Consider the following 22,307-nt stretch of genomic DNA (forward strand, 5'->3'; position numbering starts at 1 on the left):
AAATTATCGACTCAGAAAAATAGAAAATACAACACAACCGCCAGCACCAGCCGGTAGATAACATAAGGCCACATACCAAACGCATTAAGCCACTTAAGGAAAAAGTGAATAGCCGTAATCGCGGTTAAAAAAGATACAATACCGCCAACTAAAAAACCTAACCAATCTACGGCTATAGACTCTGAAGCTATGGTTAATAACTTTACCAAAGCCGCTGCCGCCGTAATTGGAATGGCCATAAAAAATGAAAACTTTGAAGCTGATTCCCGATTTAGACCTAAAAACAACCCGGCGGTTATGGTTGCTCCAGAGCGAGAGGTTCCCGGAATAAGCGCTACAGCCTGAGCAAGACCAACAATAATAGCGTCTTTGAAACCAATATCCTGCAAAGTTCTGCTGCCCCGGGCGAATCTATCTGCAGCAGCCAAAAGTACAGCAAACACAACCGTAGTGGTTATGATAACTCCTACAGCCCTTAGCGCTGTGTCTATGTAATCCAGTAACAGTATTCCGGCAATGCAGGCAGGTATAGTTCCGACAACAACAGCCCAACCTAATCGGCTTTGTCCAACATGCTGGCGTGCCGCAATAGAACGAAGTCCGTCAATAAAGAGTTCACTGACATCTTTGCGAAAATACAGAATTACGGCGAGTAAAGTACCGACATGAACAGCAAGATCAAAGCCTACACCCTGATCGTCCCAGCCGGTAAGTATAGGCATTAAAATTAAGTGAGCAGAGCTGGATATTGGAAGAAACTCGGTTATTCCCTGGATAATGCCCAGGATGATCGATTGTAAGAAATCCATTAAAAATGCTCGCCTTCATTCTGCTCAAATAGAAAGCGAGCATTATAGTCAGTTTCGTCCTTAGAACGAAAGTAACATTAAGCGATTAGGCGCCACATTTACCTTCTTCTGACTTTTCACCTTTTTTCTCAGACTTTTCATGTTTCATTTCGTCACCACGCTTTCCTTCGCCGCATTTGCCTTCTCCACACTTGCCTTCCTTAGCTTTGTCTTTCATATCTCTTTTATCTTTCATCTCTTCAGATTTTTCTTTCTTCTCTTCGCCACATTTGCCTTCGCCGCACTTCATTTCCTGTGGTTGAGACATTTCGTAGCCAGACGACAGTTCGGTGGCTTCAAAGGGATTTGCCTGAGCAGCCCCTATACTCATTGCTGAAGCGACGGAAAGAGCCGATGTAATTGCCAGAGTTTTCGATGTCAGTTGTTTCATAATAATCACCTGAATTTGGTTGCCAGAATCTCTTTAACTGTAGTTTATATTTACAATAAATAGACAATTATTTACACATTATTAACGCAATATTCTGTCGTGCAAAGTGCGAATCACATTCTCGCCTTCATTGTCTGCGACAAGAAAGCATAAGTTATGTTCGCTGGCTCCCTGACATATTAGCCTCACTGCATAATCATTAACGGTATTAAAAGTCAGCTGACTAATGTGTGCATCTCGCCCAATGCCGTTACCAATAATAGCAACAAGAGATAGACCTGTTTCCACTTCAACCCGACAAAATTGCTCCAGTTCTTCCAGGGCTGCTGCCGGTAATAAAGCCTGCCCATTCGCTGCACTGCCGCCTTCATCCAGAGTTAACGCAATGCTAACTTCTGAGGTGGTAACCAAATCAACACTCACGTTATACCGAGCCAGTATTTCAAAAAGCCTGGCGAGGAAGCCGCTTGCATGCAACATATTCAGGCTATGAACAGTCACTAAAGTCTGGTCACGGCGCAGCGCAATAGCGCGAACATCGGGCCGGCTTGTCGGACTGGCAGAAATATAGGTCCCACCAGAAAGCGCATCCTGACTGTTACCGATAAATACGCGAATGTCGTTTTTTATTGCCGGAGCCAGGCTTGATGGGTGCAATATTTTTGCCCCAAAGGTGGCCAGCTCCGCTGCTTCAGAAAAGCTCATTTCCGCTATAGCACGTGCACTGGGGCAGATTCGGGGATCGGTAGTATAAATGCCGGCAACATCGGTCCAAATTTGTAAATCCGTTGCATTAAAGCCTGCCGCTAAAAGCGCCGCACTGTAGTCACTTCCGCCGCGGCCCAGAGTCGTTGTCTGGTTATTTTCATCAGAACCAATAAATCCCTGAGTTACCCGCACACATCCGGACTCAAGCTTTTGTTTCTGCTCCAGACAATGAGATTTTGTAGTCACTTCATCTGGCTGAGCACGACCAAAATCACTGTTGGTTTTAAGTAGCTGCCGAGCATCAAGAGTACTGGAACACAGCCCCTGCTCAACAAGTAATGAGGAAAATAGCAGACTGGAGCATCGTTCACCGAAGCTCAGCAACTCATCTCGCCATGAAGCTTGGTCTTCTGTAGTTTTTTGGCAATGAAGCGCGAGTTTATGGTGCAGTTGCTCTAATGATTTTTGCACCTGGCTGGCATTTTTGAGCCTTTCCTGAATAGCGAAATGAATCTCGTATATCTCATTTAATAGCTTTTCTATCTGCCTTCCCTGCAGGTCTGCTATCGCGACTAATCGATTAGTCACACCCGCACAGGCACTAACAACTACCAGACGGATAGATGAATTACTTTGAATAATTTCAGCACAACGGAGCATTGAAGCGTAATCAGCGACGCTTGTACCTCCGAACTTTGCAACGGTAAAAGTCACAGTTTTCTCCCGAACAAGACAACAAAAGTGTTCGGAGAACTTAGGCTTTGCAGAAAAAAAATAACAGTAGCTGGATTTAGCCACTAAAGGGGATGCAAACACCAGAAGCTCTCCACCTTAAAGGTGACAGTTGCGGGTGTTCAAACCCTGCAACCGGCAACATTGCGCCAAAATGACAATATTACCTCGGCGTGACATCCCCTCTCTTTCGACTTAACTCTGGCTTTGGCGGCCTAAGCTCAAAAGTCCCTGATGTACGCACCTCTTCTCGGCCTGAATTAGACCACGCCCAATAAAGCGTGGTCAATTCATTTGCGATTTAAGACTGTTTTAACGTGTCCATATCAATAACGAAACGGTATTTAACATCACCTTTTTTCATCCGCACAAAGGCTTCATTAATATTCTGGATATCAAGCATTTCCACGTCACAGTGAATGTTGTGCTCCGCACAAAAATCCAGCATCTCCTGAGTTTCAGGAATACCGCCAATTAAAGATCCTGCCAACACCCGGCGTTTCATGACCAGAGCTCCGGCTTGCAACGCTGGGTCTACAGGTTCCAGTAAACCGACCAGAATATGAGTGCCATCAACTTTAAGACAGTTAATATAAGGGTTTAAATCATGTTGCACCGGTACGGTATCCAACAAGAAATCAAAAGTCTCAGCGGCCGCTTCCATTTGCTCATCGTCGGTTGAGATGATGACATTGTCTGCGCCCTGCCGTTTTGCTTCAGCAACTTTGCTTTCCGAACGGGTGAAGATAGTGACTTCGGCACCCATGGCTTTGGCGAACTTGACGCCCATGTGACCCAGGCCACCCATGCCAATAACGCCCACTTTATGCCCTTCTTTTACACCAAAGTGACGCAGTGGAGAGTAAGTGGTAATGCCCGCACACAATAACGGTGCCGCTTTTGCTGGGTCGAGTTTTTCCGGCACTCGCACAACAAAACGGTCACTGACCACTATTTTTTCTGAGTAGCCGCCGTAAGTTACGCTTTTATCATGTAGATCTTCACCGTTGTAGGTTGGAACCATTCCATTCAGACAGTACTGCTCCAGCCCCTGCTCACATGAAGAGCACTCGCGACAGGAATCGACCATGCAGCCAACTCCAACCGAGTCTCCTACTTTAAACCCCTTCACGTTGTCACCGACAGCCGTGACTTTGCCGATAATCTCGTGCCCCGGCACAACCGGGTAAATGGTTCCACCCCAGTCGTTCTCTGCATAATGAATATCGGTATGGCATACGCCACAGTAAGTGATATCAATAGCAACATCGTCGCTACGCAACTCACGACGTTCTATTGGGTGAGGCGCTAACTCAGAAGTTTCCGATTGTGCGGCATAGGCTTTGGTCATTTGTTGCTCCTTTCATTTGATTTATCACACTAAAGTACTCATCAATTCATTTTTTAGATTGTAGTCCTTTTGAGTTATTGCAACCCAGTCAGGGACAACATACCATTCAAAAATGCTGTTCAATAATTGAAGACCTATGAAGTATCAATTTTCCTTACTGCTGGTTACCCTGTTTCTGTCTCTGAAGGTATCAGTGGCGGCAGCTTTTGTTGATGAAAATAGTGCAGAAAATGAAATACGTCCACTGAGCGACTATTTGATTCGACACTGGGAAACCCGCGATGGTTTGCCTCACAACTCTATCAACGAAATTATTCAAGATGATAAAGGCTATTTATGGTTTGCTACCTGGCAGGGGCCGACCCGCTTTAACGGCCGTCGTTTTGACATCTATGATAATTTACGCGAGACCGGATTACCCGATATAGGTATGTACACCTTAGCCTATAGCCCTTGCGATGGCAGCGTTTATGTTGCCGGTAACCGCGGCGGTATTGCCCGTTTTTATGATGGCCACTGGCAAACGCTTCAGTCAGCTCCTCCTTTTGTCAACGATTTAGCCATTGATAGAAACTGTAATCTCTGGGTCTCCACCTCAACGCTTGGCATACTTGTTTATAAAAATAATGAACGTATTGCTCAGTTCACCACCGAACATGGTTTAGATTCCATGTTCATTTTTGACTCTTTTGTTGATTCCGATGGAAACCTATGGGCCGCAACGAATAAAGGTTTGCAGGTTAAAAAGGCGGGTAAATCGAAGTTTATCGATATAACAACGATTCCAGAGGACGTTATCATCACTTTATTCGAGTTAAACGATAACCGTTTACTCGTCGGTACAGAGAAAGGCCTTTATAAACAGGTTAATGATACCGAGTTTGAACCTTTTAAACCTGAAATTGACAGCAGAATAAGCACTATTTTCCAGACTGCCGACGACCAAATTTGGTTAGGAACCTATCAGGATGGACTGCTAAGAATAAATCAATCGGGTATCGAAAGACTTAGCACTAAACAGGGCTTACCTAATAACCACGTACTCGACATTATTCAAGACAAAGAAGGCAGCTTTTGGGTAGCAACACACGGCGGTCTAGTGCAATTCAGAGACTCCTTATTTGCCTCTTATACGACTAAAAATGGCCTTACAGGAGACTACGTCAGAGCAATAGCTGAAAATAAGGATGGCGCAATTATTGTAGGCTCCAGTGTTGGAGTATCTGTTATTGATGAATTCGATATCTCTCCGCTGGCTGCAGACACCCTATTAAGCAATTTGTCCGTATTGTCTCTGGCTTATGACGATGAGCAAAAACTCTACATTGGCAGTTACACCGACGGTCTTTATATCTGGGATGGGGAAAACATTACCAGACATTTCACTAGTGATGGCTTGCTCCAATCAAATGAAGTGCGGCAAATTGCAGTCGATGAGCAACTCGGAATTTTTCTAGCCACACCAAATGGCGTCACCCATTTGTATCAAAATACGCAAAGCACTTGGGTATCGCAGCATATCCCTTTAGAAGATGTACTGTCTAATGACTTTGTCATGGCACTGTATTTGGATAAGAACGAAAAACTTTGGGTCAGCTCCGGCGCCGGTGTCGCTCAAATAGAAATTGTCGCCAAAGAAGAGGGTTTTAATTATCAAATAACCCCCATTGACTTAACTCACCTTAATAATGCGCAACTCGCTTTTCATATTACGGAACGGGGCGACTACCTCTGGCTTGCAACCGACCGTGGACTTATTGTTCACAATATCAATAAGAATAGTTGGCAAATTTTTAATCGTGACACAGGGCTTCCTTTCGATAATTTTATGTCCGTTGCTTTTGACGGCGATGGGAACCTTTGGCTTGGTTCAAGCCGGGGGCCTATCATGGTGGAACACGACTCATTTACAGAGGTTTTAAACGGGCAAGCAGACACACTCGACTTTCAGCGCTATACCGAAGTTGATGGTCTTGAAAGTGCTCAAATTAATACGGGCGGCCCTTCAATTCTCGAAAGTTCCGATGGACGCATCTGGCTGGCGACAAGCAAAGGTATTTCGGTCGTCGATCCAAATACCATCACCGAAATTGGTAACCTCCCTCCGGAAGTCAATATTGAATCGGTAAAAGCAGACAATGAACCGGTCATTTTTGGCGAAGAGTTGAGCGCAGATACTGATCGTATTGTATTTGAGTTTGTTGCTCCCGGTTACCTTATGGCTGAACACATTGATTATCAGGTACGCTTAGAAGGTTTTGACGAAGACTGGGTGGATAAAAACTCATTCAATTCAGTTGAATACACGACTTTGCCGGCCAAAGACTATGTTTTTCAGGTAAGGGCAAGATACCCCGGAGGCCAGTGGAGTCAGCCCGACTATTTTTCATTTCGGCAGTCCGCTCATTTTTGGATGCAACCCTGGTTCTGGATTATTGCCTCTTTAATCACTGCCCTGCTGGTTCTGGTTGTCGTTCGAGCGCGCCTTAATCAATACAACAGAACCCGTTTGCAACTCGAACAAATGGTCAAAGAGAAAACCGCCGACCTGGAAACCATGGCTCGACAAGATCCCTTAACTAACCTGGGGAACCGCCGAGCCTTTGATGAGCGGTTGCAGCATGAACTTAATCGTTGTCGCCGCGACGGAACCTATTTAAGCCTGGTTATTATTGATGTCGATTATTTTAAAGAGGTTAATGACCGCTATTTGCATACTATCGGTGATAAAGTGCTTATTCGTCTGGCCGAAATTTTAAATGATGAAATACGCGACATAGACTACGTTGCCCGCTGGGGTGGCGAAGAATTTGCGGTTCTCATTACCAACTCTGAACTGGAAATTGCCAGAGAAGCCAGTGAGAGAATGCGCGAACGCATTGCTACAACCCTCTTTGATGACTTGGTTGAAGATATGAAGATTACCGTTAGTATTGGCGTAGCCAGCAGCTACGACTATGCTGACCATTCAAGTTTACTAGTTGCTGCAGATAAAGCTCTGTACCAGGCCAAGAGTGAAGGCCGCAACCGTGTGGAGTCAAAACCATGAGTGAAGAAGTAGAGAAAATTCAGGTTAAGGCGTTTTTAGATAACGACAGCGAAACTTTCAGCTATGTAGTTTACGATTCAGAAAGTAAAGACGCCATTGTTATTGATCCAGTACTCGACTTTGACTATGCCTCCGGGAAAACCTATACCGAAGGTGCTAACCGTATTATCGAGTTTGTAAAAAACAATAAGCTTAATGTTGCTTGGTTATTAGAAACTCACGCTCATGCTGATCACTTAAGCTCGGCGCCTTATTTAAAAGAACATCTTCAGGCACCTATTGCTATTGGTGAACACATTACAGAAGTACAGAAAACGTTTAAGCAGGTTTATAACCTGGATAAAGAGTTTCTCCCTAACGGCGAGCATTTTGACAAACTTCTGCAAGACGGTGAAACCTTTCACCTTGGGTCAATGACAATTCGGGTGATACATACACCGGGACACACACCCGCAGATATCGCCTACGTAATTAATGAAAACAAAGTGTTTGTCGGCGACACACTTTTTAACCCCGATGTTGGCACTGCCCGATGTGATTTTCCGGGTGGCAGTGCTAATACCCTCTATCGTTCTATTCAGAAATTATTTGAACTGGAAGACACCACCGAAGTGTATATTTGCCACGACTACCCGCCGGAAGAACGTCAGCATCAATGTAAAACGTCGATAGCGGATCAAAAGCAAAATAACATTCATGTCGGCGGCAAAGCCACTGAAGAACAGTTTGTGAAATGGCGTGAAGAACGCGACGCGACGCTAAATATGCCCCGACTCATTATCCCGTCAATTCAGGTAAACATTCGCGCCGGACAGCTTCCACCGGCAGAAGATAACGGCACTGTTTATCTGAAGGTTCCACTGAATCGCTTGTAATCAGCAGGTATTTAACATGATAAAGAAAACCACTCTCGCTATTTCATTGTCGCTGCTTATGGCCGGTTGTGGCCAACCCCAGCAAGCAGGACAAAACGCTGAATCACAAAAGAGTACAATCAAACAAACGTCTCAAACAGAGCAGTTAAAAGAGATTTATAACAACTACTTTGATGAACAACTGCAGCTAAACCCTTTATTAGCTACTTACATTGGTGATGACCGCTACAATGACCAGTTACCTAATTTTTATTCTGAAAGTCACCGGACCAGCTCTCTCCAGTTAGAAACTCGCTATCTAGAGCAAGTTAAGAAGATAAACGCAGAGCAATTACCACGCGCTGAAAGAATCAGCTACGAAATCTTTAAACGTAACCGCGAGTTAGCCATTGAGGGAGCTCAATACCCTGACCACCTGATACCTATTAACCAGTTTTATAATATAGCCGGACAACTTGCGATGCTGGCATCAGGTACTTCAGCACAACCTTTTGATACAGCCGAAGATTATCGTGCCTGGGCCAGTCGCATGGAGAAAATCCCAAGACTGTTTGATCAGGCCATTGAGAACATGAAAAAAGGCGTTGAACAGGATATTGTTCAACCCCGGGTGTTAATTGAAAAAGCCATTCCTCAAATTGAGGCTCAAATTACAGAGGATGTCACCGAGAGTATTTTCTGGCGACCTGTTGCTGAGTTACCAGACGACATTGCAGACACCGATGCCGAGGCTATTCGTAAACAGTACCGCGACATTATTACCAATACGGTCATCCCCGCTTACCAGAAGCTGAGCGATTACCTGAGTAACGAGTACTTGCCGGAAACTCGCACCGAGAGCTTTGGTCTGGGGCAACTCCCCGGCGGCAAGGGCTGGTATGACTATCAAATAAAAGCCAATACATCGACAGAGCTCAGTGCTGATCGCATCCATAAAATAGGTAAAGACGAAGTTTCCCGTATTCATGATGAAATGCGTGACATTATGGAAGAAACGGAATTTGAAGGCGATTTACAGTCGTTCTTCGATTTCATGACCAACGACGAGCAATTCATTTACGAAAGCAGAAATGAAATGCTGGAGGATTACCGTTCTTTACGCGGTGCCGTTGATAATACCGTGGATAAATTGTTTGATATCTTCCCTCAAGCCGAATACGAAATTCGTAAAGTTGAAGAGTTTCGCGAACAATCGGCGAGCTCAGGGTCTTATCAGGCAGCCCCTACAGATAATTCACGTCCGGCCATTTTCTACCTGAACACTTACGACTTATCGTCTCGTCCCAGTTGGGCTAAAACCGCGCTTTTTCTGCACGAAGCCGCTCCAGGACACCACTTCCAGATTTCGATACAACAAGAACTGGAAGACTTACCCAAGTTTCGTAAGTTTGGCCGGGAAACTGCCTATACCGAAGGCTGGGGGCTTTATTCCGAATCTTTGGGCTACGACATGGGACTTTATAATGACCCATACCAACGTTTTGGTCAGCTTGCGGCCGAACTCTGGCGCTCTATTCGGCTAGTAGTGGATACCGGTATTCATGCAAAAGGCTGGAGCCGTCAGCAGGTATTGGATTACATGTACGACAACGCACCGGTAGCCGAAGCAAGAGCGGTGTCTGAGGCAGAACGTTTTATGGCACTGCCGGGACAAGCGCTGGCTTACAAAATTGGGCAGCTAAAAATTAGTGAATTGCGTCGCGACGCAGAGAGAAAGCTCGGTGAGAACTTTGATATAAAAGCCTTCCACCGAGTGATACTAGAGGACGGAGCTGTTCCGCTTACCGTACTTGAGCGTAAAGTGAAACGTTGGGTTGCCCAACAACTATAAGCTAGAGTAAATGATCAACCGGCAACCTGGCGGTTAACCAAACCGCCAACCGTCGCCAAATACCGGCTCCCGGCTCTTTATAGAGCCGTAACGCCGGTATTTTACTTTTATCCAGCCAATACAGTTTATAAAAACGGTTGAGTCGAGCCTCATACGATCGCAGCGGTAGTTCGTGCTCAAACATCGCGTTAATTCTCTCCGCCATCTCCGCTGACTCAATTAAAAGCCCCGACTCTGTGTTAATTTGCGCAGAACGCGGGTCAAAATTAAATGATCCAACAAAGACTTTCTCACTGTCCACTGTCACGGTTTTAGCATGCAGGCTAGACGCCGAGCGTCTGAAATAAGGACGCACATCTTTACGTAAAGGCTTTTCCTCGGTTCGTTTCAGCTCAAACAGTTTTACACCTGACAACAACAGCCTTCGTCGGTGTCGCTGGTAGCCCGCATGTACGGCCGGAACATCTGTCACTGCCAGTGAATTAGTCAGCACGCGAACTTTCACTCCCTGCTCCGACAAATTCTCCAGCTCTTTAACACCTGTAGGCGTCGGCACAAAATAAGGAGAAACCAAAACAATAGATTGCTTTGCCAAGCCAAGAGTTTGCGTTAACTGCTGCGTCACCAACCGGCTCGGCTTACTATCAGGCAGAGCCTTTAAAGGATCATCACTGACAACCGTTGCGGTTGCCTGATACCAGGTTTCAGCGTCGCTCTGGGGAGTGTCTGTCAAGTGTTCGTCAGAAAGAACAAACTGGTGTAAATCTCGAAGTTCCGGTTGTTTTTGATAACCTTTCCAAATATCGTTAAACAATCTCGGTTTATCCGACGAGCTTATTGCGTTAACCGCAACCGATAAAGTGCAGTTCCAGTATTGCCGCCAGTCATCAAGTAACGTCTTAACGATTTTGCCTTTCGCTATTACATCAAGATCGGAAAACAGTTGTCCGGCATGTGTACCAAAATACTCGTTACCAACATTTCGCCCACCGACAATCCCCACTTCCGCATCGACCAGCATCGATTTATTATGCATTCGCCGATTCATGCGCTTAAAGTCGGTTAACCAGTTTAGCCAGCGCCAGCGTCTGTGCTTAAACGGATTAAAAAGCCTAATATTGAAATTAGCGCGGGAGGATAAATCTCGCAATAAAGGTTCTAAAGGTTTGCTGTGCAAATCATCCAGCAGAAGGTCGACCCGCACGCCACGCTCGACGGCATCCAGTAATTCCTTAAGCAGGGTAAGGCCACTGCTGTCGGGGCGCCACAAATAGTATTGTAACGCAATATGATGCCTGGCCTGACGTATTAACCTCACCCGTTCAATCAACGCCCGGTGAGCATTTTCCAGCAATTGAAACTGATTGTCCGGGCACGCGGGCAGTAAAGGTGTCATCGCAATCCACTCATCGCCCTTTCAAGCCCTTCGAGAGTCAATGGGTACATTCTTCCATCCACTAAGTCATGTATCATTCTAACCGACATATAATAACGCCAATGTTTTTCTGGCTGCGGGTTAAGCCAGGCCACTTTGTCAAAGTGACGGGTTAAACGGTTCATCCAGGCTTCGCCGGGCTCTTCATTCCAGTGTTCTACACTGCCCCCCGGATACGCTATCTCGTACGGCCCCATAGTAGCATCGCCGACAAACAACAGCTTATAGTCCTCGCCGTAAGTCTGGATTAACTGTTTAGTCGGAATTTGCTCCTCGCGCCGGCGTGAATTCTCCCGCCACACGCCTTCATATACGCAGTTATGAAAGTAAAACAACTCCAGATGCTTGAACTCGTTTTTTAACGCGGTGAACAATTGCTCGCACTGGTAAACATAGTCGTCCATTGAACCGCCAACGTCTAACAGTAGAATAATTTTAACCGCATTATGACGCTCGGACTGCCACTTCAAATCAAGTAGACCACCTTTTTTTGAAGTGGCTTCAATGGTGCTGTTTAAATCAAGTTCAGTCGCGGCACCGGTGCGGGCGAACTGACGTAGCTTTCTGAGCGCCACCTGAAAACCGCGCTGCTCAAGCCGGGCATTGTCATCCAGATCACGGAATTCGCGCTTGTCCCATACTTTCGCCGCACTGCGATTACGGTTACCGTCCTGCCCAATGCGGATACCACCGGGGTGATAACCATACGCTCCAAAAGGCGAAGTTCCACCTGTGCCTATCCACTTCGAGCCGCCCTGATGACGCTTTTGCTGTTCTTTTAAGCGCTCCTGAAAAGTTTTCATGAGCTCATCCAGACTGCCCAACTGCTGAACTTTGCTTTTTTCTTCATCGCTCAAGTTGCGCTTCAAAGCATTCTCTAACCAGTCATGCGGAATTTTCTCAGTCACATCAACTTTAGCAACTTTATCCACATATTCGCTGAAGGCACGGTCGAATTTGTCATACTGGGACTCATCTTTTACCAGAATAAGCCGCGATAAATAATAAAATTGCTCGACATCGGCAAACGCTAAGTTGGCTTTCATTGCACTAAGTAAATCCAGCCATTCGGTAATACTGGTTTTTAGCCCATGCCGTCGCAGGGTTTGAAAAAAATCTATAAACATAATGCGAAAACTAGCGCCGTTGAATGCGAGCGTATTCAGCTAAGCGCTCCACATCTTGTTCGTGCTTGAGTAAAGCACCAGATAAAGGCAGCAAGCCGCCCTGTTCACGGCTTTTACGCAATTCATTGGCATCAATATCTTCGACCAATAACAAGCGTAACCAGTCCAGTAACTCCGATGTCGATGGCTTTTTCTTCAGCCCGGGCACATCTCTCAACTCAAAAAACAACGCTAGCGCGGTATCCAGTAAATCACGATGTAAATCAGGGAAGTGTACATCGACAATGGCTTTTAATGTGTCGCTGTCAGGAAACTGAATGTAGTGGAAAAAGCAGCGGCGTAAAAACGCATCGGGCAAGGCTTTTTCATTGTTCGAGGTAATCAGCACAATGGGACGCTGCTCGGCTTTAATCTGCTCACCGGTTTCATAAACGTGAAACGCCATTTGATCCAGCTCGTGCAATAAGTCATTCGGAAACTCAACATCCGCTTTATCAATTTCATCAATGAGCAGAACAGGACGTTTTTCCGCGGTAAACGCCTGCCACAATTTACCGGGCCGAATGTAATTACTAATATCGTGTACTTTTTCACTGCCCAGCTGACTATCACGTAAACGAGAGACTGCATCGTACTCATACAAACCCTGCTGCGCTTTCGTAGTGGATTTAATTGACCATTGCAGCAACTCGGTATCTAAAGCATTTGCCAGTTCCTCGGCAAGACGAGTTTTACCCGTGCCCGGCTCACCTTTTAGTAATAAAGGTTTCTCCAGTGTTACGGCGGCGTTAACGGCTGTCGCCAGTTCTTGCGACACGACATACTGAGAGCTACTGCTAAAATCCATTCCATATCCCTTACATTAAGCTTAAAACTGAGCCTATGGTACAACAGACACTCTGGCGGTGCTAATCAGTGGGCTTTCTGGATAACAGCATATCAAAGCGTTCAAGCACTCTGGCTATATCGGCTTTGACAAAGGGTTTTGTCACGTAATCGTCCATACCGGAACGCAACGCCTGAGTGCGTGTCTCAGGGTAAGCGTCCGCGGTAAGCGCAATCACATAAGGTTGGTGAATGTGCATATCCCGCAGCGCCCTAGTTGCCTCCATACCATCCATATGCGGCATATGAAGATCCATAAAGAGTACGTCGTAGTCTCTGGCCTGCATCATTTTTAATGCATTATGGGCATCACTTACCAAATCAACATATTGGTTAAGAGACAGCAGCATTTCTTTTATTATCAATTGGTTGATTTTATTATCATCAACGACCAGAACCTGTTTTTTCGATAGCTTAGGCACATCATTCGGCTCCGGTTGGTGTACGCTTTCAGACTGAACGCTCATTGGTATGCAAAGCGTGAAGCAGGAACCCTGTTCAGGTTCGCTATCCACCTGAATAGTACCGCTTAATAACTGCACCAGGTTACGTACTATGGCAAGCCCCAGTCCGCTGCCGCCTTCCGGACGGTTTAACCCATCCTGCTCTTGCTCAAAAAGTTGCCAAATACGCTGAGTATCATAAATACCAACTCCGGTATCCTGTACTTTTACGATAAGGTCGCCTTCGCTTTGTTTTTCGCTATCAACTTCCCAGTTTGCTTTAATCGCTATAGAGCCTCGCTCGGTAAACTTTAAAGCGTTACTGACTAAATTACTGATCACCTGGGCAATACGAGCCCGATCCATTAATGTTCGCTCCGGAATATCAGCATCAATATCGATAATAAATTCCAGACCTTTATCTTTTACAGGCTGTTCAAACAGCTGAATAACATGGCCCAACACTTTTGCCGGCGAGTGAACACCTCTTTTGACTTTTAGCTGCCCTTCTTCGGCCTGGGTTAAATCGAGCACATCATTCAACGTTGTCAGCAGATAGTCGCCGCTGTTCTTTATTGTACCCAGTAATTGCTGCTGATATGGATTGAGGTCTGTTGACTCCAACACAGAGGCGATACCCAGTATACCGTGTAGAGGGGTTCGAATTTCGTGTGACATATTCGCCAGAAACACATTTTTTGCATGAGCGGCTTTTAACGCATTCAACTCGGCTTTTTTCTGTTCTGTGACATCGGTAACCGTTCCGGTGTAGCGAATGGCCCGGCCTTGGTTGTCCCGCTCTATAATCTTTCCTCTGTCCAGTACATAAACCCAATGACCGTCACGATGCCTTATGCGATGAAGGCTTTCATAGAAAGGAGTCACTCCGTCCAGGTGATTCTTAATCGCCTGCCATACGTCGTCGTAATCTTCAGGGTGCAAACGACTCGACCAGCTTTCTACATTCGTTTCCAACTCGCAGACATCCCAGCCAAACATACTAGCCCAGCGTTGGTTAAAAATAGTAACGCCGGTTTGCGGGTTCCATTCCCAGGTACCTAAACGGGTCGCATCTAAAATAAGCTGTAATCGGTTACGCTCCATCTCGAGCGCAATTTGCAACTGTTTACGTTCAGTCACATCAATCAAGTAACCATAAAGATGGTTCTTACCATCTTCGTATCGTAATAGTACCGTTGTATCAGATACCCATACATCGTGTCCTTTAGCATGCTTTACCCGATAATCCTGATGAGTCAATGAAGATCCGGATTCCTTGCTAAGAAGTGAATTGACCTCCTCCATGACACGGGGCAAATCGTCCTGATTAATGAGATCCCGGTACTGAATTTCATGGCTTTCTAAGCGCGTTTTTTTATAGCCTAAAAGGTCTTGTATGTTGTCTGAAACAAAACGTACTGGCCACCCCGGAGCATCCTCCCAAATAAACAGACTTAAATGACTTCCCACATTCAGCAGAGCTGCGAGGTTTTCATTGGAAATACGTGTTGGCATTTATTCGGACTCACTTTAAAGGCTTTCTTGCAACCAGTTTGCCGCAGTAGCAACTTGGTGTACACTGGCAAAAACAATAACATAAAAACAACGACATCCGGATGACCCAGGCAAACGTCAATGAATGGCAAACAGCTCTACTGACACAAGTTGATCAACTCATAGAGTTGGCGCAAACCCGTTTGCCTGGTCGACAGAAGCCAACTATCCGGGGGCCTGAATACTGGCAACGTTTTGCAAAACATCATTATGTGCGAGCCGCAGACTTACTTAAAACCGGGCAAGGGTTTGAAGCCGCCAAGCACTTTCGGCGCGCCGCGTTATTTGGCCACAGCAAGGCCATGTTGTATTTAGGACAAATGTTTTTGCAAGGCAAGGATTTACCAGAAAGTATATTTCACGCTTGTTGCTGGCTAACGCTAGCGGATCGCGCCGGTGAAAGCGAAGCGGCTAAAATCATTGATGGTTTTCTACACCAGCTTACGGCAAGGCAATTAAACAGCGCCCGTCAGCTTGCCGCCGAGCGCTTTGAACAAATTTGTGATGCCAGTTTCGATGTTCATGGTTTGTAGTTTAAGGTAACCACAGCTTTGTTTTTTCTCTTATTTTTCCTGTAGCAACCCAATCCTGAAGCTGATCCGCCATACGTTTTCCTGCATCCACCGCTTTTTCCCAGTAATCAATACGAGTCGCAGCGTCCAGCTTGGCGAAGTCAGTGCGATCAGGAATTTTCCCGTAAGGCAGTGATTGAATAAAGTCTTCCGACGGCGTAATAAATACCACGCCTGGCCATTTCTTACCGGTAGTTCTGCGCCAACTCAAACGCTTGTCAAACCAGCCCGGAATCGCTTCTTTATGAAAGTGAGGGTAAAGCACCAAGCCATTCACGTCAGAGAAGTCCAGGTCAAAGTGATAGTCGGTAACACCGCCATCACGATAAATGCCTTTAGGTGCTCCGGGAATATCAACCACGCCATCCAGTACTAAAGGAATTGAACCAGTCGCCAGTAACGCCTGCTGAAAGTTATTTTGAGTTAATTCAACATGATGTGTCGGTAAGTCGTTCCAGCCTTTTGCAAAGCTTAAGTCGGACTGTGGATGATGAAAGATAACGCGCTCATAAAACCGGCCCAGCCAGCGACGGTTCATACTGTTAGCAAAAGCCGAACTTAACAATCCCAGCATCTGCTTTTTCGTTTCAGCTGCTGTCCAGCCCCGGCAACGTGCAACAATAAAATGATGTCGAACCGCCGACTGTCCCAGTATTTCTGTTACCGCCTGATCAGGAACGTACTTGGCCAGCAAGGCTTTAGCTTCACTGGTAATTTCATTCCGGTCGGGTTTCGCGCTGTAAGTCTGGGTTCTGTATAAACGACAAAATAAATCACTGGCGGCAACAGGGTCTTGCTGCCCCAATGCTGCGAAACGCCAGGCACCTGCGGAAGTCCCCAGGGTATTCAGCGGCGCTTTCTTGTCTTTAAAGAATTCACCGAACATCCATTTATCAAGCCCCTGAAGCACAAACCACTTCGGCCCGCCTGAAGCACCTAGCAGCAAACCGATATCATCGGCTTTCAGTCCCTGCTCCTGAATATGTTGATAAGCCGACGAGCCTGCTTTTATGTTAATCCAATCCGTCATACAACTTCCCTGTTTTACAGTTGCCGTTTTCTTTCTGCGAGAAAACCTAAGAAAAACAATATTCCAATGGTACTGACTGCCAGCAAGTGCAAAGGAATAAGGCTTAACCAGCCGGCTAAAACTGGCGTAAACCAGACGGTCAGCCAACCGTAACCAAATGCACAAACCACGATGAAGACCAAAGTCCTGAATACAAAATGCCAGTGCGCCACTTGCCTTTGCACCATGCGGTTCACTTCTGCGCCATAAATCACCAATAGTGTGGCAATGATAGCCATAGCCAGTTCATAAAAATGTGGGCGGATCATCATGCCCAAATTATTCAACACATTCTGCACGCTAGTACCCCTCTGAAAAGCATCGTCCGAGTATACGAATTTTCTGTCGTTTTCGCATCCCAAGTTTACGCTTTGCTGTGTTATCCTAAGCTCATAAAGAAGCTTATTTACAGGACATTCCATGAAAATCATTTCATTCAATATCAATGGTATACGAGCGCGACTGCATCAGTTACAGGCAGTAATTGATAAACATCAGCCCGATGTTATCGGTCTGCAGGAAACCAAAGTGCACGACGACCAGTTTCCGCTAAAAGACGTGGAAGCCATGGGTTATCACGTTATTTACCACGGCCAGAAAGGTCATTACGGCGTGGCCATGCTCAGTAAAAAGCCACTGGAAAACCCGCAGTTTGGCTTCCCTACTGACGATGATGAAGCACAGCGCCGCATGATAATGGGTGATTATCCACTGGCAGATGGTGGCCATGTACGTATTCTAAATGGCTACTTCCCGCAGGGCGAAAGTCGTGACCACCCTACGAAATTTCCAGCTAAAGAAAAGTTTTATCAGGACTTAATGAGCTATCTGGATAACGACCTTTCGCCGGAACAGCCAGTGATTGTTATGGGCGATGTAAATATATCCCGTATCGATTTAGATATTGGTATTGGCGAAAACAACGCCAAACGCTGGCTTAAAACCGGGAAATGCAGCTTCCTTCCGGAAGAACGGGAATGGATACAAAGATTAATGGACTGGGGTTTTACTGACACTTATCGTCAGCTAAACCCGGATGTGGATAACCAGTTCAGCTGGTTTGATTATCGCTCACGTGGCTTTGATGACAACAGAGGTTTACGCATCGACCTTATCCTTGCCACTAAAGCTCTCGCCAAGCAATGCGAAGACAGCGGTATAGACTATGAACTCAGAGGCATAGAAAAACCTTCGGATCATGCCCCCGTCTGGTCTACATTTAAAGACTGATAATCATTTTGCCGTCGGTTGGCCTTAATGCTCTTCCGGCGGCAATGTTTCCAGTGCTTTACGCAAAATAATCGCCAAATCCATGTATTCAGGGCCTTTCTCACCCTGTGGCTGACACTCAACGCCCTGCTTTCTCAGCTTATCTCTCAGCTCTTTATACCAGCTCCGTAACATTGGCTTTAAAGGTTGTCTGGAACGCCAGCCGAGCCAGTACAAACCCTGCAAGGGTAAGCTCAACATAATAAGTGACAACATCAGCCCCGGGGCTAACTGCTCCTGTGGCATAAACTGCCAGGTCAGCGCAGCATTGAGTACCGCTATTCCCGGAGTCCAGCTAATGGCTTTGCGAGTTATAGGGATAATTCGCGACTCTGCCATAGCGGCAACAACTGAATGATGAGGCCATTTATCGGCATACCTCTTTCCATCTCTTAAAACCGCAAAAAATGAACGACTCATGGTGACCTCTTAGACAAACCTGCTGTAATTATAATCGATTACTGAGCTATTGTACGATATTCGCACTTTTAATATTATCTTTATTTTTCATAAAGTTACACTGTTACAACCGTGTAGTTCACAAAGATATCCACAGTTAATGTGGATACAGTTGCACCGGAGCTTTAGCTTTGCCACTATACTAACTGAATTAGTCAGTCGCATGGTGTCAGCAGTGACAACAAGTCAGCTTCCTTCTCTTTATGCGCCGGTTACCGGTCGCATCATAGCAGCACAACCTTCGGCCGCAGTATGCCAGCATGGCCTGCTTGGCAAAGGCATTGTCATAGAAATGACCGGTAGTACGCTATACGCCCCGGCTGATGGCTCACTGAGCCATATCAGCAGTAGTGGCGATTACTTGTCGTTACGCTTAAACGACACCTATTCCTTACAATTAGTCATAGGTTCCGGCGATGCGTTCGGCAACCACGACGCTTTAACTGTGCTTTGTCGCGAACAGACAGAGGTTAAGTGTGGTGATCCTCTGGTTAAGATTAACCAGTCATTACTGCGCAGCCTTAAACCCTCGCAGCAGCGTCTTGCTGTTTTGCTTTGTTCATTGAATTCCGGGCACGATAGCGAATCGCCCGAATGGCTAAACCCGGGGCTTATTACTGCGAAAGACAGTCCACTTATTACTTATTAACACCGACAGGAGCTGTACCTATGTTGCGCGTTTATGGCATTAAAAACTGCGACACCGTTAAAAAATCACTTAAATGGTTAGATAAAAACGAAGTCGCCTACGAATTTATTGATGTTCGCCAGCAACCACTACAAAAAGAAACCGTTAGCGGCTGGTTACAAAAACTGCCGGCGGAATCTTTATTGAACAAGCGCAGCACCAGCTGGCGCAACCTGTCAGATGAACAAAAATCTGTTGTCGACGCCAACGCCATAGCTGAATTAGTTGCCGAACAACCAACATTGTTTAAGCGTCCGTTAGTTGAGTCCGGCCAGGCTGTTCATTGCGGTTTTAATGAGAAACTCTGGAGTGAACGCTACTTATGAGTTCAGAGACATTAAAGCTTGCCCGTGAGCTCATTTCCCGCCCGTCCATTACGCCGGAAGACGAAGGTTGTCAGCAACTCATAGGTGAACGGCTTGCGGCTCAGGGTTTCAACCTTGAGTCTATGATATTTGAAGATACCACCAACTTATGGGCGCGACGCGGGCAAGGCCGTAAATTGTTTTGCTTTGCCGGCCATACCGACGTTGTGCCACCCGGTGACATCAACGATTGGCAGTTTCCGCCCTTTGAACCTACAACGCACGAAGGGTATTTATACGGTCGCGGAGCCGCTGATATGAAAGGCAGCCTGGCAGCGATGATAACCGCGACGGAGCGGTTTATTAAAGACTATCCGAATGTGGACGCCGACATTGGTTTTCTCATAACCAGTGACGAAGAAGGCCCCTTTATTAATGGCACCAAACGTGTCATTGAAACACTGCAGGAGCGTAACGAAAACATAGACTGGTGTATTGTCGGGGAGCCATCCAGTACTGATACCCTGGGGGACATCGTTAAAAACGGGCGCAGAGGCAGCTTAACCGGAGACTTGACCGTACTGGGTATACAGGGTCACGTTGCTTATCCACATTTAGCAAAAAACCCGGTACATGATCTTGCACCAGCCCTCAGCGAGCTAATTAACGAAGAATGGGATAAAGGCAACGCCAGTTTTCCGCCAACCACGTTTCAGGTATCTAATATTCAGGCAGGAACTGGTGCCGGCAATGTGATACCCGGGCGTATTGATACCCAGTTTAACTTCCGCTTCTCGACAGAACTCACAGCCGAGAAAATTAAGCAACGAGTTGAAGCCATTCTCGATAAGCACTCGCTAAAATACCACCTGCAATGGAAGCTTAACGGACCGCCTTTTTTAACTGAATCAGGCGCATTAGTTGAAGCCGTTCAGGCGGCCATTGAACACGAATGTGGGTTTTCAACTACCCTCTCTACCGCGGGCGGCACATCCGATGGGCGCTTTATTGCACCAACTGGTGCTCAGGTTATTGAGCTGGGTCCCGTAAATGCAACCATTCACAAAGTGAACGAATGCGTTAAAGTCAGTGATTTGGATAAACTTAGTGATGTTTATTACCGCTGTATGGAGAAGCTTTTATGTTAAGTCGCACGGAACTTACAGGTGCCTGCGAAACACACTTGACCACGGTAGATGGGCATAAACTGCACCCTGATGCAGCAGAAGCTTATCTCGCCATGCAAAAAGCAGCAGCGGCTGAGGGCATTGAATTCGCCATAGCCAGCGGTTTTCGCTCACTGGACAGGCAACTGTCTATCTGGAATAGAAAATGGCGAGGAAAGCTGCCCCTTCGCTCCAAAGAGGGTGAGCTACTGGATGCATCAAACTTAAGCGACGTTGAGAAAATGCACGCAATTTTGCATTGGTCGGCGTTACCGGGAAGTAGCCGTCACCACTGGGGAAGTGATTTCGACATTTACGATCCCCGCCCTTTTCAGGACAGTGAACTAAAACTGCAATTAGTGCCCGGCGAGTATATTAACCAATCCGGCCCCTGTCATGAACTTTGGCAATGGCTAACCCGGCATGCCCATGAAAGTGGCTTTTTCTTTCCTTATGCACGCTATCAGGGCGGTGTCGCACAGGAGCCCTGGCACTTGAGCTTCCGCGCCGTTTCACAGCCATGCCATAAGCAATTGAGCCTTGAGCTGTTAGTCGAAACCGTAGACTCATTAGCCATAGAGGGAAAACCCATTATTCTGGATAACCTGGCTCAAATAAAAAATCAGTACATTGATACAATAACGGAGGATGACGGATGGACGACTATCTGGTGTGGCTAATAATATTATTGGTAGTAGGCGTGGTTGTGAGTAACCTGATGGTGCTGAAGTATACCGCTAAGTTTAAATGGCCTGGTACGAAATCATCTAAAACCGAAGATGACTCCGACCAGGACCCTAAAAACAAAAATAAAGATTAATCCAGCGTTACGCCAAGGCGCTTAGCCACTTCGCGGTAAGCTTCAACAACACCGCCTAAGCCCTGGCGAAAACGGTCTTTATCGAGCTTCTCACGAGTCTCTGCGTCCCAAAGGCGGCAGCCATCTGGAGTAAACTCGTCACCCAGCATAATTTCGCCGTCAAACACGCCAAACTCAAGCTTGTAATCCACTAATAACAGACCGGCATCAGCAAACAAAGCTTTTAAAACGTCGTTCACTTTAAAGGTGAGTTCTTTCATTTTCTCAATTTGCTCTGCTGTTGCCCATCCAAAGGCCTGAATATGATACTCGTTAACCATAGGGTCGTGCAGCGCATCGTTCTTTAAGAAAAACTCGAATGTCGGAGGGTTAAGCTCTTTACCTTCTTCAACGCCTAAACGGCGCACCAGAGAACCTGCTGCCACGTTACGGACAACACATTCTACCGGTATCATATCCAGCTTTTTAACCAAAGACTCGGTATCGCTCAAACGCTCATCTAACTGCGTCGGAATGCCCGCTTCTTCCAGCTTCGACATAATAAAATGGTTAAACTTGTTATTCACCATGCCTTTGTCATCAAGCTGCTCGACCTTCTCGCCGTCGAACGCTGAAGTGTCATTACGAAACTCCAGCACCAGGCGGTTAGGATCGTCGGTATGATAGACCGTCTTTGCTTTTCCCCGATACAGTTCACTGCGTTTTTCCATGAATCTTTCCACTCGCGCTT

The 22,307-nt window shown here is 46.3% G+C and carries 22 protein-coding genes and 1 riboswitch; of the genes, 10 read left to right on the plus strand and 12 right to left on the minus strand.

Going from position 1 to position 22,307, the window contains the following annotated elements; genetic code table 11:
• Nucleotides 1-11: 11 nt before the first annotated feature.
• The 4 genes from B2U97_RS01120 to B2U97_RS01135 all read right to left on the minus strand — a co-directional run bounded on the left by B2U97_RS01120 (nt 12) and on the right by B2U97_RS01135 (nt 4,030).
• Entirely contained in the window at nt 12-809 is a 798-nt protein-coding gene (locus tag B2U97_RS01120) for an undecaprenyl-diphosphate phosphatase (RefSeq protein ID WP_286823435.1), read from the minus strand.
• Between the two features lie 85 nt (nt 810-894).
• Complete coding sequence (locus tag B2U97_RS01125) at nt 895-1,239, minus strand: hypothetical protein (RefSeq protein WP_110013236.1); 345 nt, start codon at nt 1,237-1,239, stop codon at nt 895-897.
• A gap of 81 nt (nt 1,240-1,320) precedes the next feature.
• Nucleotides 1,321-2,661, minus strand: a complete 1,341-nt coding sequence (gene lysC / locus B2U97_RS01130) for a lysine-sensitive aspartokinase 3 (RefSeq protein WP_110013237.1) — start codon at nt 2,659-2,661, stop codon at nt 1,321-1,323.
• A gap of 97 nt (nt 2,662-2,758) precedes the next feature.
• Nucleotides 2,759-2,936: riboswitch (Lysine riboswitch) on the minus strand.
• Between the two features lie 44 nt (nt 2,937-2,980).
• On the minus strand, nt 2,981-4,030 hold the full coding sequence (locus B2U97_RS01135) for an NAD(P)-dependent alcohol dehydrogenase (protein WP_011234686.1): 1,050 nt from the start codon (nt 4,028-4,030) through the stop codon (nt 2,981-2,983).
• Between the two features lie 136 nt (nt 4,031-4,166).
• On the opposite strand from B2U97_RS01135, the gene B2U97_RS01140 reads away from it, so the two are divergent.
• From B2U97_RS01140 to B2U97_RS01150, 3 genes are read left to right on the plus strand one after another with little or no spacing between them, the layout of a single operon-like run.
• Nucleotides 4,167-7,079 carry a ligand-binding sensor domain-containing protein gene (locus tag B2U97_RS01140; protein WP_286823436.1) on the plus strand — a complete coding sequence of 971 codons (2,913 nt, stop codon included), beginning with the start codon at nt 4,167-4,169 and terminating at the stop codon, nt 7,077-7,079.
• Nucleotides 7,076-7,954 (plus strand): MBL fold metallo-hydrolase, encoded by an 879-nt coding sequence (locus B2U97_RS01145; protein WP_286823437.1) that lies wholly within the window; start codon nt 7,076-7,078, stop codon nt 7,952-7,954. The genes B2U97_RS01140 and B2U97_RS01145 overlap by 4 nt, the downstream gene beginning before the upstream one ends.
• A 16-nt stretch (nt 7,955-7,970) precedes the next feature.
• Nucleotides 7,971-9,785, plus strand: coding sequence for a DUF885 domain-containing protein (locus tag B2U97_RS01150; RefSeq protein ID WP_286830151.1), 1,815 nt, complete (start codon nt 7,971-7,973; stop codon nt 9,783-9,785).
• 1 nt (nt 9,786) lies between these two features.
• Here the strand turns inward: B2U97_RS01150 and B2U97_RS01155 are convergent, their stop codons facing one another.
• The 4 genes from B2U97_RS01155 to B2U97_RS01170 all read right to left on the minus strand — a co-directional run bounded on the left by B2U97_RS01155 (nt 9,787) and on the right by B2U97_RS01170 (nt 15,190).
• Nucleotides 9,787-11,181, minus strand: a complete 1,395-nt coding sequence (locus B2U97_RS01155) for a phospholipase D family protein (protein ID WP_011234690.1) — start codon at nt 11,179-11,181, stop codon at nt 9,787-9,789.
• The gene (locus B2U97_RS01160; RefSeq protein WP_286823440.1) at nt 11,178-12,347 is read right to left on the minus strand and encodes a vWA domain-containing protein; all 1,170 of its coding nucleotides are present in this window, start codon (nt 12,345-12,347) and stop codon (nt 11,178-11,180) included. Before B2U97_RS01160 ends, B2U97_RS01155 begins: the two co-directional genes overlap by 4 nt.
• Before the next feature lie 10 nt (nt 12,348-12,357).
• Nucleotides 12,358-13,194 (minus strand): AAA family ATPase, encoded by an 837-nt coding sequence (locus tag B2U97_RS01165; RefSeq protein WP_253620049.1) that lies wholly within the window; start codon nt 13,192-13,194, stop codon nt 12,358-12,360.
• 61 nt (nt 13,195-13,255) lie between these two features.
• Nucleotides 13,256-15,190 carry a hybrid sensor histidine kinase/response regulator gene (locus tag B2U97_RS01170; protein WP_286823443.1) on the minus strand — a complete coding sequence of 645 codons (1,935 nt, stop codon included), beginning with the start codon at nt 15,188-15,190 and terminating at the stop codon, nt 13,256-13,258.
• A 101-nt stretch (nt 15,191-15,291) separates the two neighbouring features.
• On the opposite strand from B2U97_RS01170, the gene B2U97_RS01175 reads away from it, so the two are divergent.
• Nucleotides 15,292-15,762 carry a hypothetical protein gene (locus tag B2U97_RS01175; protein WP_011234694.1) on the plus strand — a complete coding sequence of 157 codons (471 nt, stop codon included), beginning with the start codon at nt 15,292-15,294 and terminating at the stop codon, nt 15,760-15,762.
• A 1-nt stretch (nt 15,763) separates the two neighbouring features.
• On the opposite strand, the gene B2U97_RS01180 is transcribed toward B2U97_RS01175, so the two are convergent.
• Nucleotides 15,764-16,831, minus strand: a complete 1,068-nt coding sequence (locus B2U97_RS01180; RefSeq protein ID WP_034821206.1) for a hypothetical protein — start codon at nt 16,829-16,831, stop codon at nt 15,764-15,766.
• Between the two features lie 14 nt (nt 16,832-16,845).
• Nucleotides 16,846-17,169, minus strand: a complete 324-nt coding sequence (locus B2U97_RS01185) for a DUF3392 domain-containing protein (protein ID WP_011234696.1) — start codon at nt 17,167-17,169, stop codon at nt 16,846-16,848.
• A gap of 121 nt (nt 17,170-17,290) precedes the next feature.
• Here B2U97_RS01185 and xthA point away from each other — a divergent pair, with 121 nt between their 5' ends.
• Nucleotides 17,291-18,100 carry an exodeoxyribonuclease III gene (gene xthA, locus B2U97_RS01190; RefSeq protein WP_011234697.1) on the plus strand — a complete coding sequence of 270 codons (810 nt, stop codon included), beginning with the start codon at nt 17,291-17,293 and terminating at the stop codon, nt 18,098-18,100.
• A 24-nt stretch (nt 18,101-18,124) separates the two neighbouring features.
• Here the strand turns inward: xthA and yfbV are convergent, their stop codons facing one another.
• The gene (yfbV, locus tag B2U97_RS01195; RefSeq protein ID WP_110013244.1) at nt 18,125-18,559 is read right to left on the minus strand and encodes a terminus macrodomain insulation protein YfbV; all 435 of its coding nucleotides are present in this window, start codon (nt 18,557-18,559) and stop codon (nt 18,125-18,127) included.
• A 139-nt stretch (nt 18,560-18,698) separates the two neighbouring features.
• On the opposite strand from yfbV, the gene B2U97_RS01200 reads away from it, so the two are divergent.
• Genes B2U97_RS01200 through B2U97_RS01220 form a run of 5 tightly spaced genes read left to right on the plus strand, consistent with a single transcriptional unit; the run spans nt 18,699 to nt 21,577 of the window.
• Nucleotides 18,699-19,247, plus strand: coding sequence for a PTS glucose transporter subunit IIA (locus tag B2U97_RS01200; RefSeq protein WP_286830153.1), 549 nt, complete (start codon nt 18,699-18,701; stop codon nt 19,245-19,247).
• 20 nt (nt 19,248-19,267) lie between these two features.
• The gene (locus B2U97_RS01205) at nt 19,268-19,612 is read left to right on the plus strand and encodes an arsenate reductase (RefSeq protein WP_011234700.1); all 345 of its coding nucleotides are present in this window, start codon (nt 19,268-19,270) and stop codon (nt 19,610-19,612) included.
• Entirely contained in the window at nt 19,609-20,739 is a 1,131-nt protein-coding gene (dapE, locus tag B2U97_RS01210) for a succinyl-diaminopimelate desuccinylase (RefSeq protein ID WP_286830155.1), read from the plus strand. Before B2U97_RS01205 ends, dapE begins: the two co-directional genes overlap by 4 nt.
• The gene (locus B2U97_RS01215) at nt 20,733-21,437 is read left to right on the plus strand and encodes a M15 family metallopeptidase (protein ID WP_286824612.1); all 705 of its coding nucleotides are present in this window, start codon (nt 20,733-20,735) and stop codon (nt 21,435-21,437) included. Before dapE ends, B2U97_RS01215 begins: the two co-directional genes overlap by 7 nt.
• 38 nt (nt 21,438-21,475) lie before the next feature.
• Nucleotides 21,476-21,577 (plus strand): hypothetical protein, encoded by a 102-nt coding sequence (locus tag B2U97_RS01220; RefSeq protein ID WP_231378638.1) that lies wholly within the window; start codon nt 21,476-21,478, stop codon nt 21,575-21,577.
• Here the strand turns inward: B2U97_RS01220 and purC are convergent.
• The gene (gene purC / locus B2U97_RS01225; RefSeq protein WP_011234704.1) at nt 21,574-22,287 is read right to left on the minus strand and encodes a phosphoribosylaminoimidazolesuccinocarboxamide synthase; all 714 of its coding nucleotides are present in this window, start codon (nt 22,285-22,287) and stop codon (nt 21,574-21,576) included. The two genes, B2U97_RS01220 and purC, sit on opposite strands and share 4 nt — an antisense overlap.
• Between the last annotated feature and the right edge of the window lie 20 nt (nt 22,288-22,307).

The organism is Idiomarina sp. UBA3176 (assembly GCF_002364295.1).
Classification (GTDB): domain Bacteria; phylum Pseudomonadota; class Gammaproteobacteria; order Enterobacterales; family Alteromonadaceae; genus Idiomarina; species Idiomarina loihiensis.

What these genes read in the sequence shown, in the direction of transcription:
- B2U97_RS01120 (WP_286823435.1), bottom strand. Translation starts at nt 809, where the DNA reads ATGGATTTCTTACAATCGATCATCCTGGGCATTATCCAGGGAATAACC.
- B2U97_RS01165 (WP_253620049.1), bottom strand. Translation starts at nt 13,194, where the DNA reads ATGGATTTTAGCAGTAGCTCTCAGTATGTCGTGTCGCAAGAACTGGCG.
- B2U97_RS01215 (WP_286824612.1), top strand. Translation starts at nt 20,733, where the DNA reads ATGTTAAGTCGCACGGAACTTACAGGTGCCTGCGAAACACACTTGACC.
- B2U97_RS01200 (WP_286830153.1), top strand. Translation starts at nt 18,699, where the DNA reads ATGTGGATACAGTTGCACCGGAGCTTTAGCTTTGCCACTATACTAACT.
- B2U97_RS01205 (WP_011234700.1), top strand. Translation starts at nt 19,268, where the DNA reads ATGTTGCGCGTTTATGGCATTAAAAACTGCGACACCGTTAAAAAATCA.
- B2U97_RS01160 (WP_286823440.1), bottom strand. Translation starts at nt 12,347, where the DNA reads ATGTTTATAGATTTTTTTCAAACCCTGCGACGGCATGGGCTAAAAACC.
- B2U97_RS01125 (WP_110013236.1), bottom strand. Translation starts at nt 1,239, where the DNA reads ATGAAACAACTGACATCGAAAACTCTGGCAATTACATCGGCTCTTTCC.
- B2U97_RS01145 (WP_286823437.1), top strand. Translation starts at nt 7,076, where the DNA reads ATGAGTGAAGAAGTAGAGAAAATTCAGGTTAAGGCGTTTTTAGATAAC.
- B2U97_RS01170 (WP_286823443.1), bottom strand. Translation starts at nt 15,190, where the DNA reads ATGCCAACACGTATTTCCAATGAAAACCTCGCAGCTCTGCTGAATGTG.
- B2U97_RS01155 (WP_011234690.1), bottom strand. Translation starts at nt 11,181, where the DNA reads ATGACACCTTTACTGCCCGCGTGCCCGGACAATCAGTTTCAATTGCTG.
- yfbV (WP_110013244.1), bottom strand. Translation starts at nt 18,559, where the DNA reads ATGAGTCGTTCATTTTTTGCGGTTTTAAGAGATGGAAAGAGGTATGCC.
- B2U97_RS01140 (WP_286823436.1), top strand. Translation starts at nt 4,167, where the DNA reads ATGAAGTATCAATTTTCCTTACTGCTGGTTACCCTGTTTCTGTCTCTG.
- B2U97_RS01180 (WP_034821206.1), bottom strand. Translation starts at nt 16,831, where the DNA reads ATGACGGATTGGATTAACATAAAAGCAGGCTCGTCGGCTTATCAACAT.
- B2U97_RS01175 (WP_011234694.1), top strand. Translation starts at nt 15,292, where the DNA reads ATGACCCAGGCAAACGTCAATGAATGGCAAACAGCTCTACTGACACAA.
- B2U97_RS01150 (WP_286830151.1), top strand. Translation starts at nt 7,971, where the DNA reads ATGATAAAGAAAACCACTCTCGCTATTTCATTGTCGCTGCTTATGGCC.
- B2U97_RS01135 (WP_011234686.1), bottom strand. Translation starts at nt 4,030, where the DNA reads ATGACCAAAGCCTATGCCGCACAATCGGAAACTTCTGAGTTAGCGCCT.
- dapE (WP_286830155.1), top strand. Translation starts at nt 19,609, where the DNA reads ATGAGTTCAGAGACATTAAAGCTTGCCCGTGAGCTCATTTCCCGCCCG.
- B2U97_RS01220 (WP_231378638.1), top strand. Translation starts at nt 21,476, where the DNA reads ATGGTGCTGAAGTATACCGCTAAGTTTAAATGGCCTGGTACGAAATCA.
- xthA (WP_011234697.1), top strand. Translation starts at nt 17,291, where the DNA reads ATGAAAATCATTTCATTCAATATCAATGGTATACGAGCGCGACTGCAT.
- purC (WP_011234704.1), bottom strand. Translation starts at nt 22,287, where the DNA reads ATGGAAAAACGCAGTGAACTGTATCGGGGAAAAGCAAAGACGGTCTAT.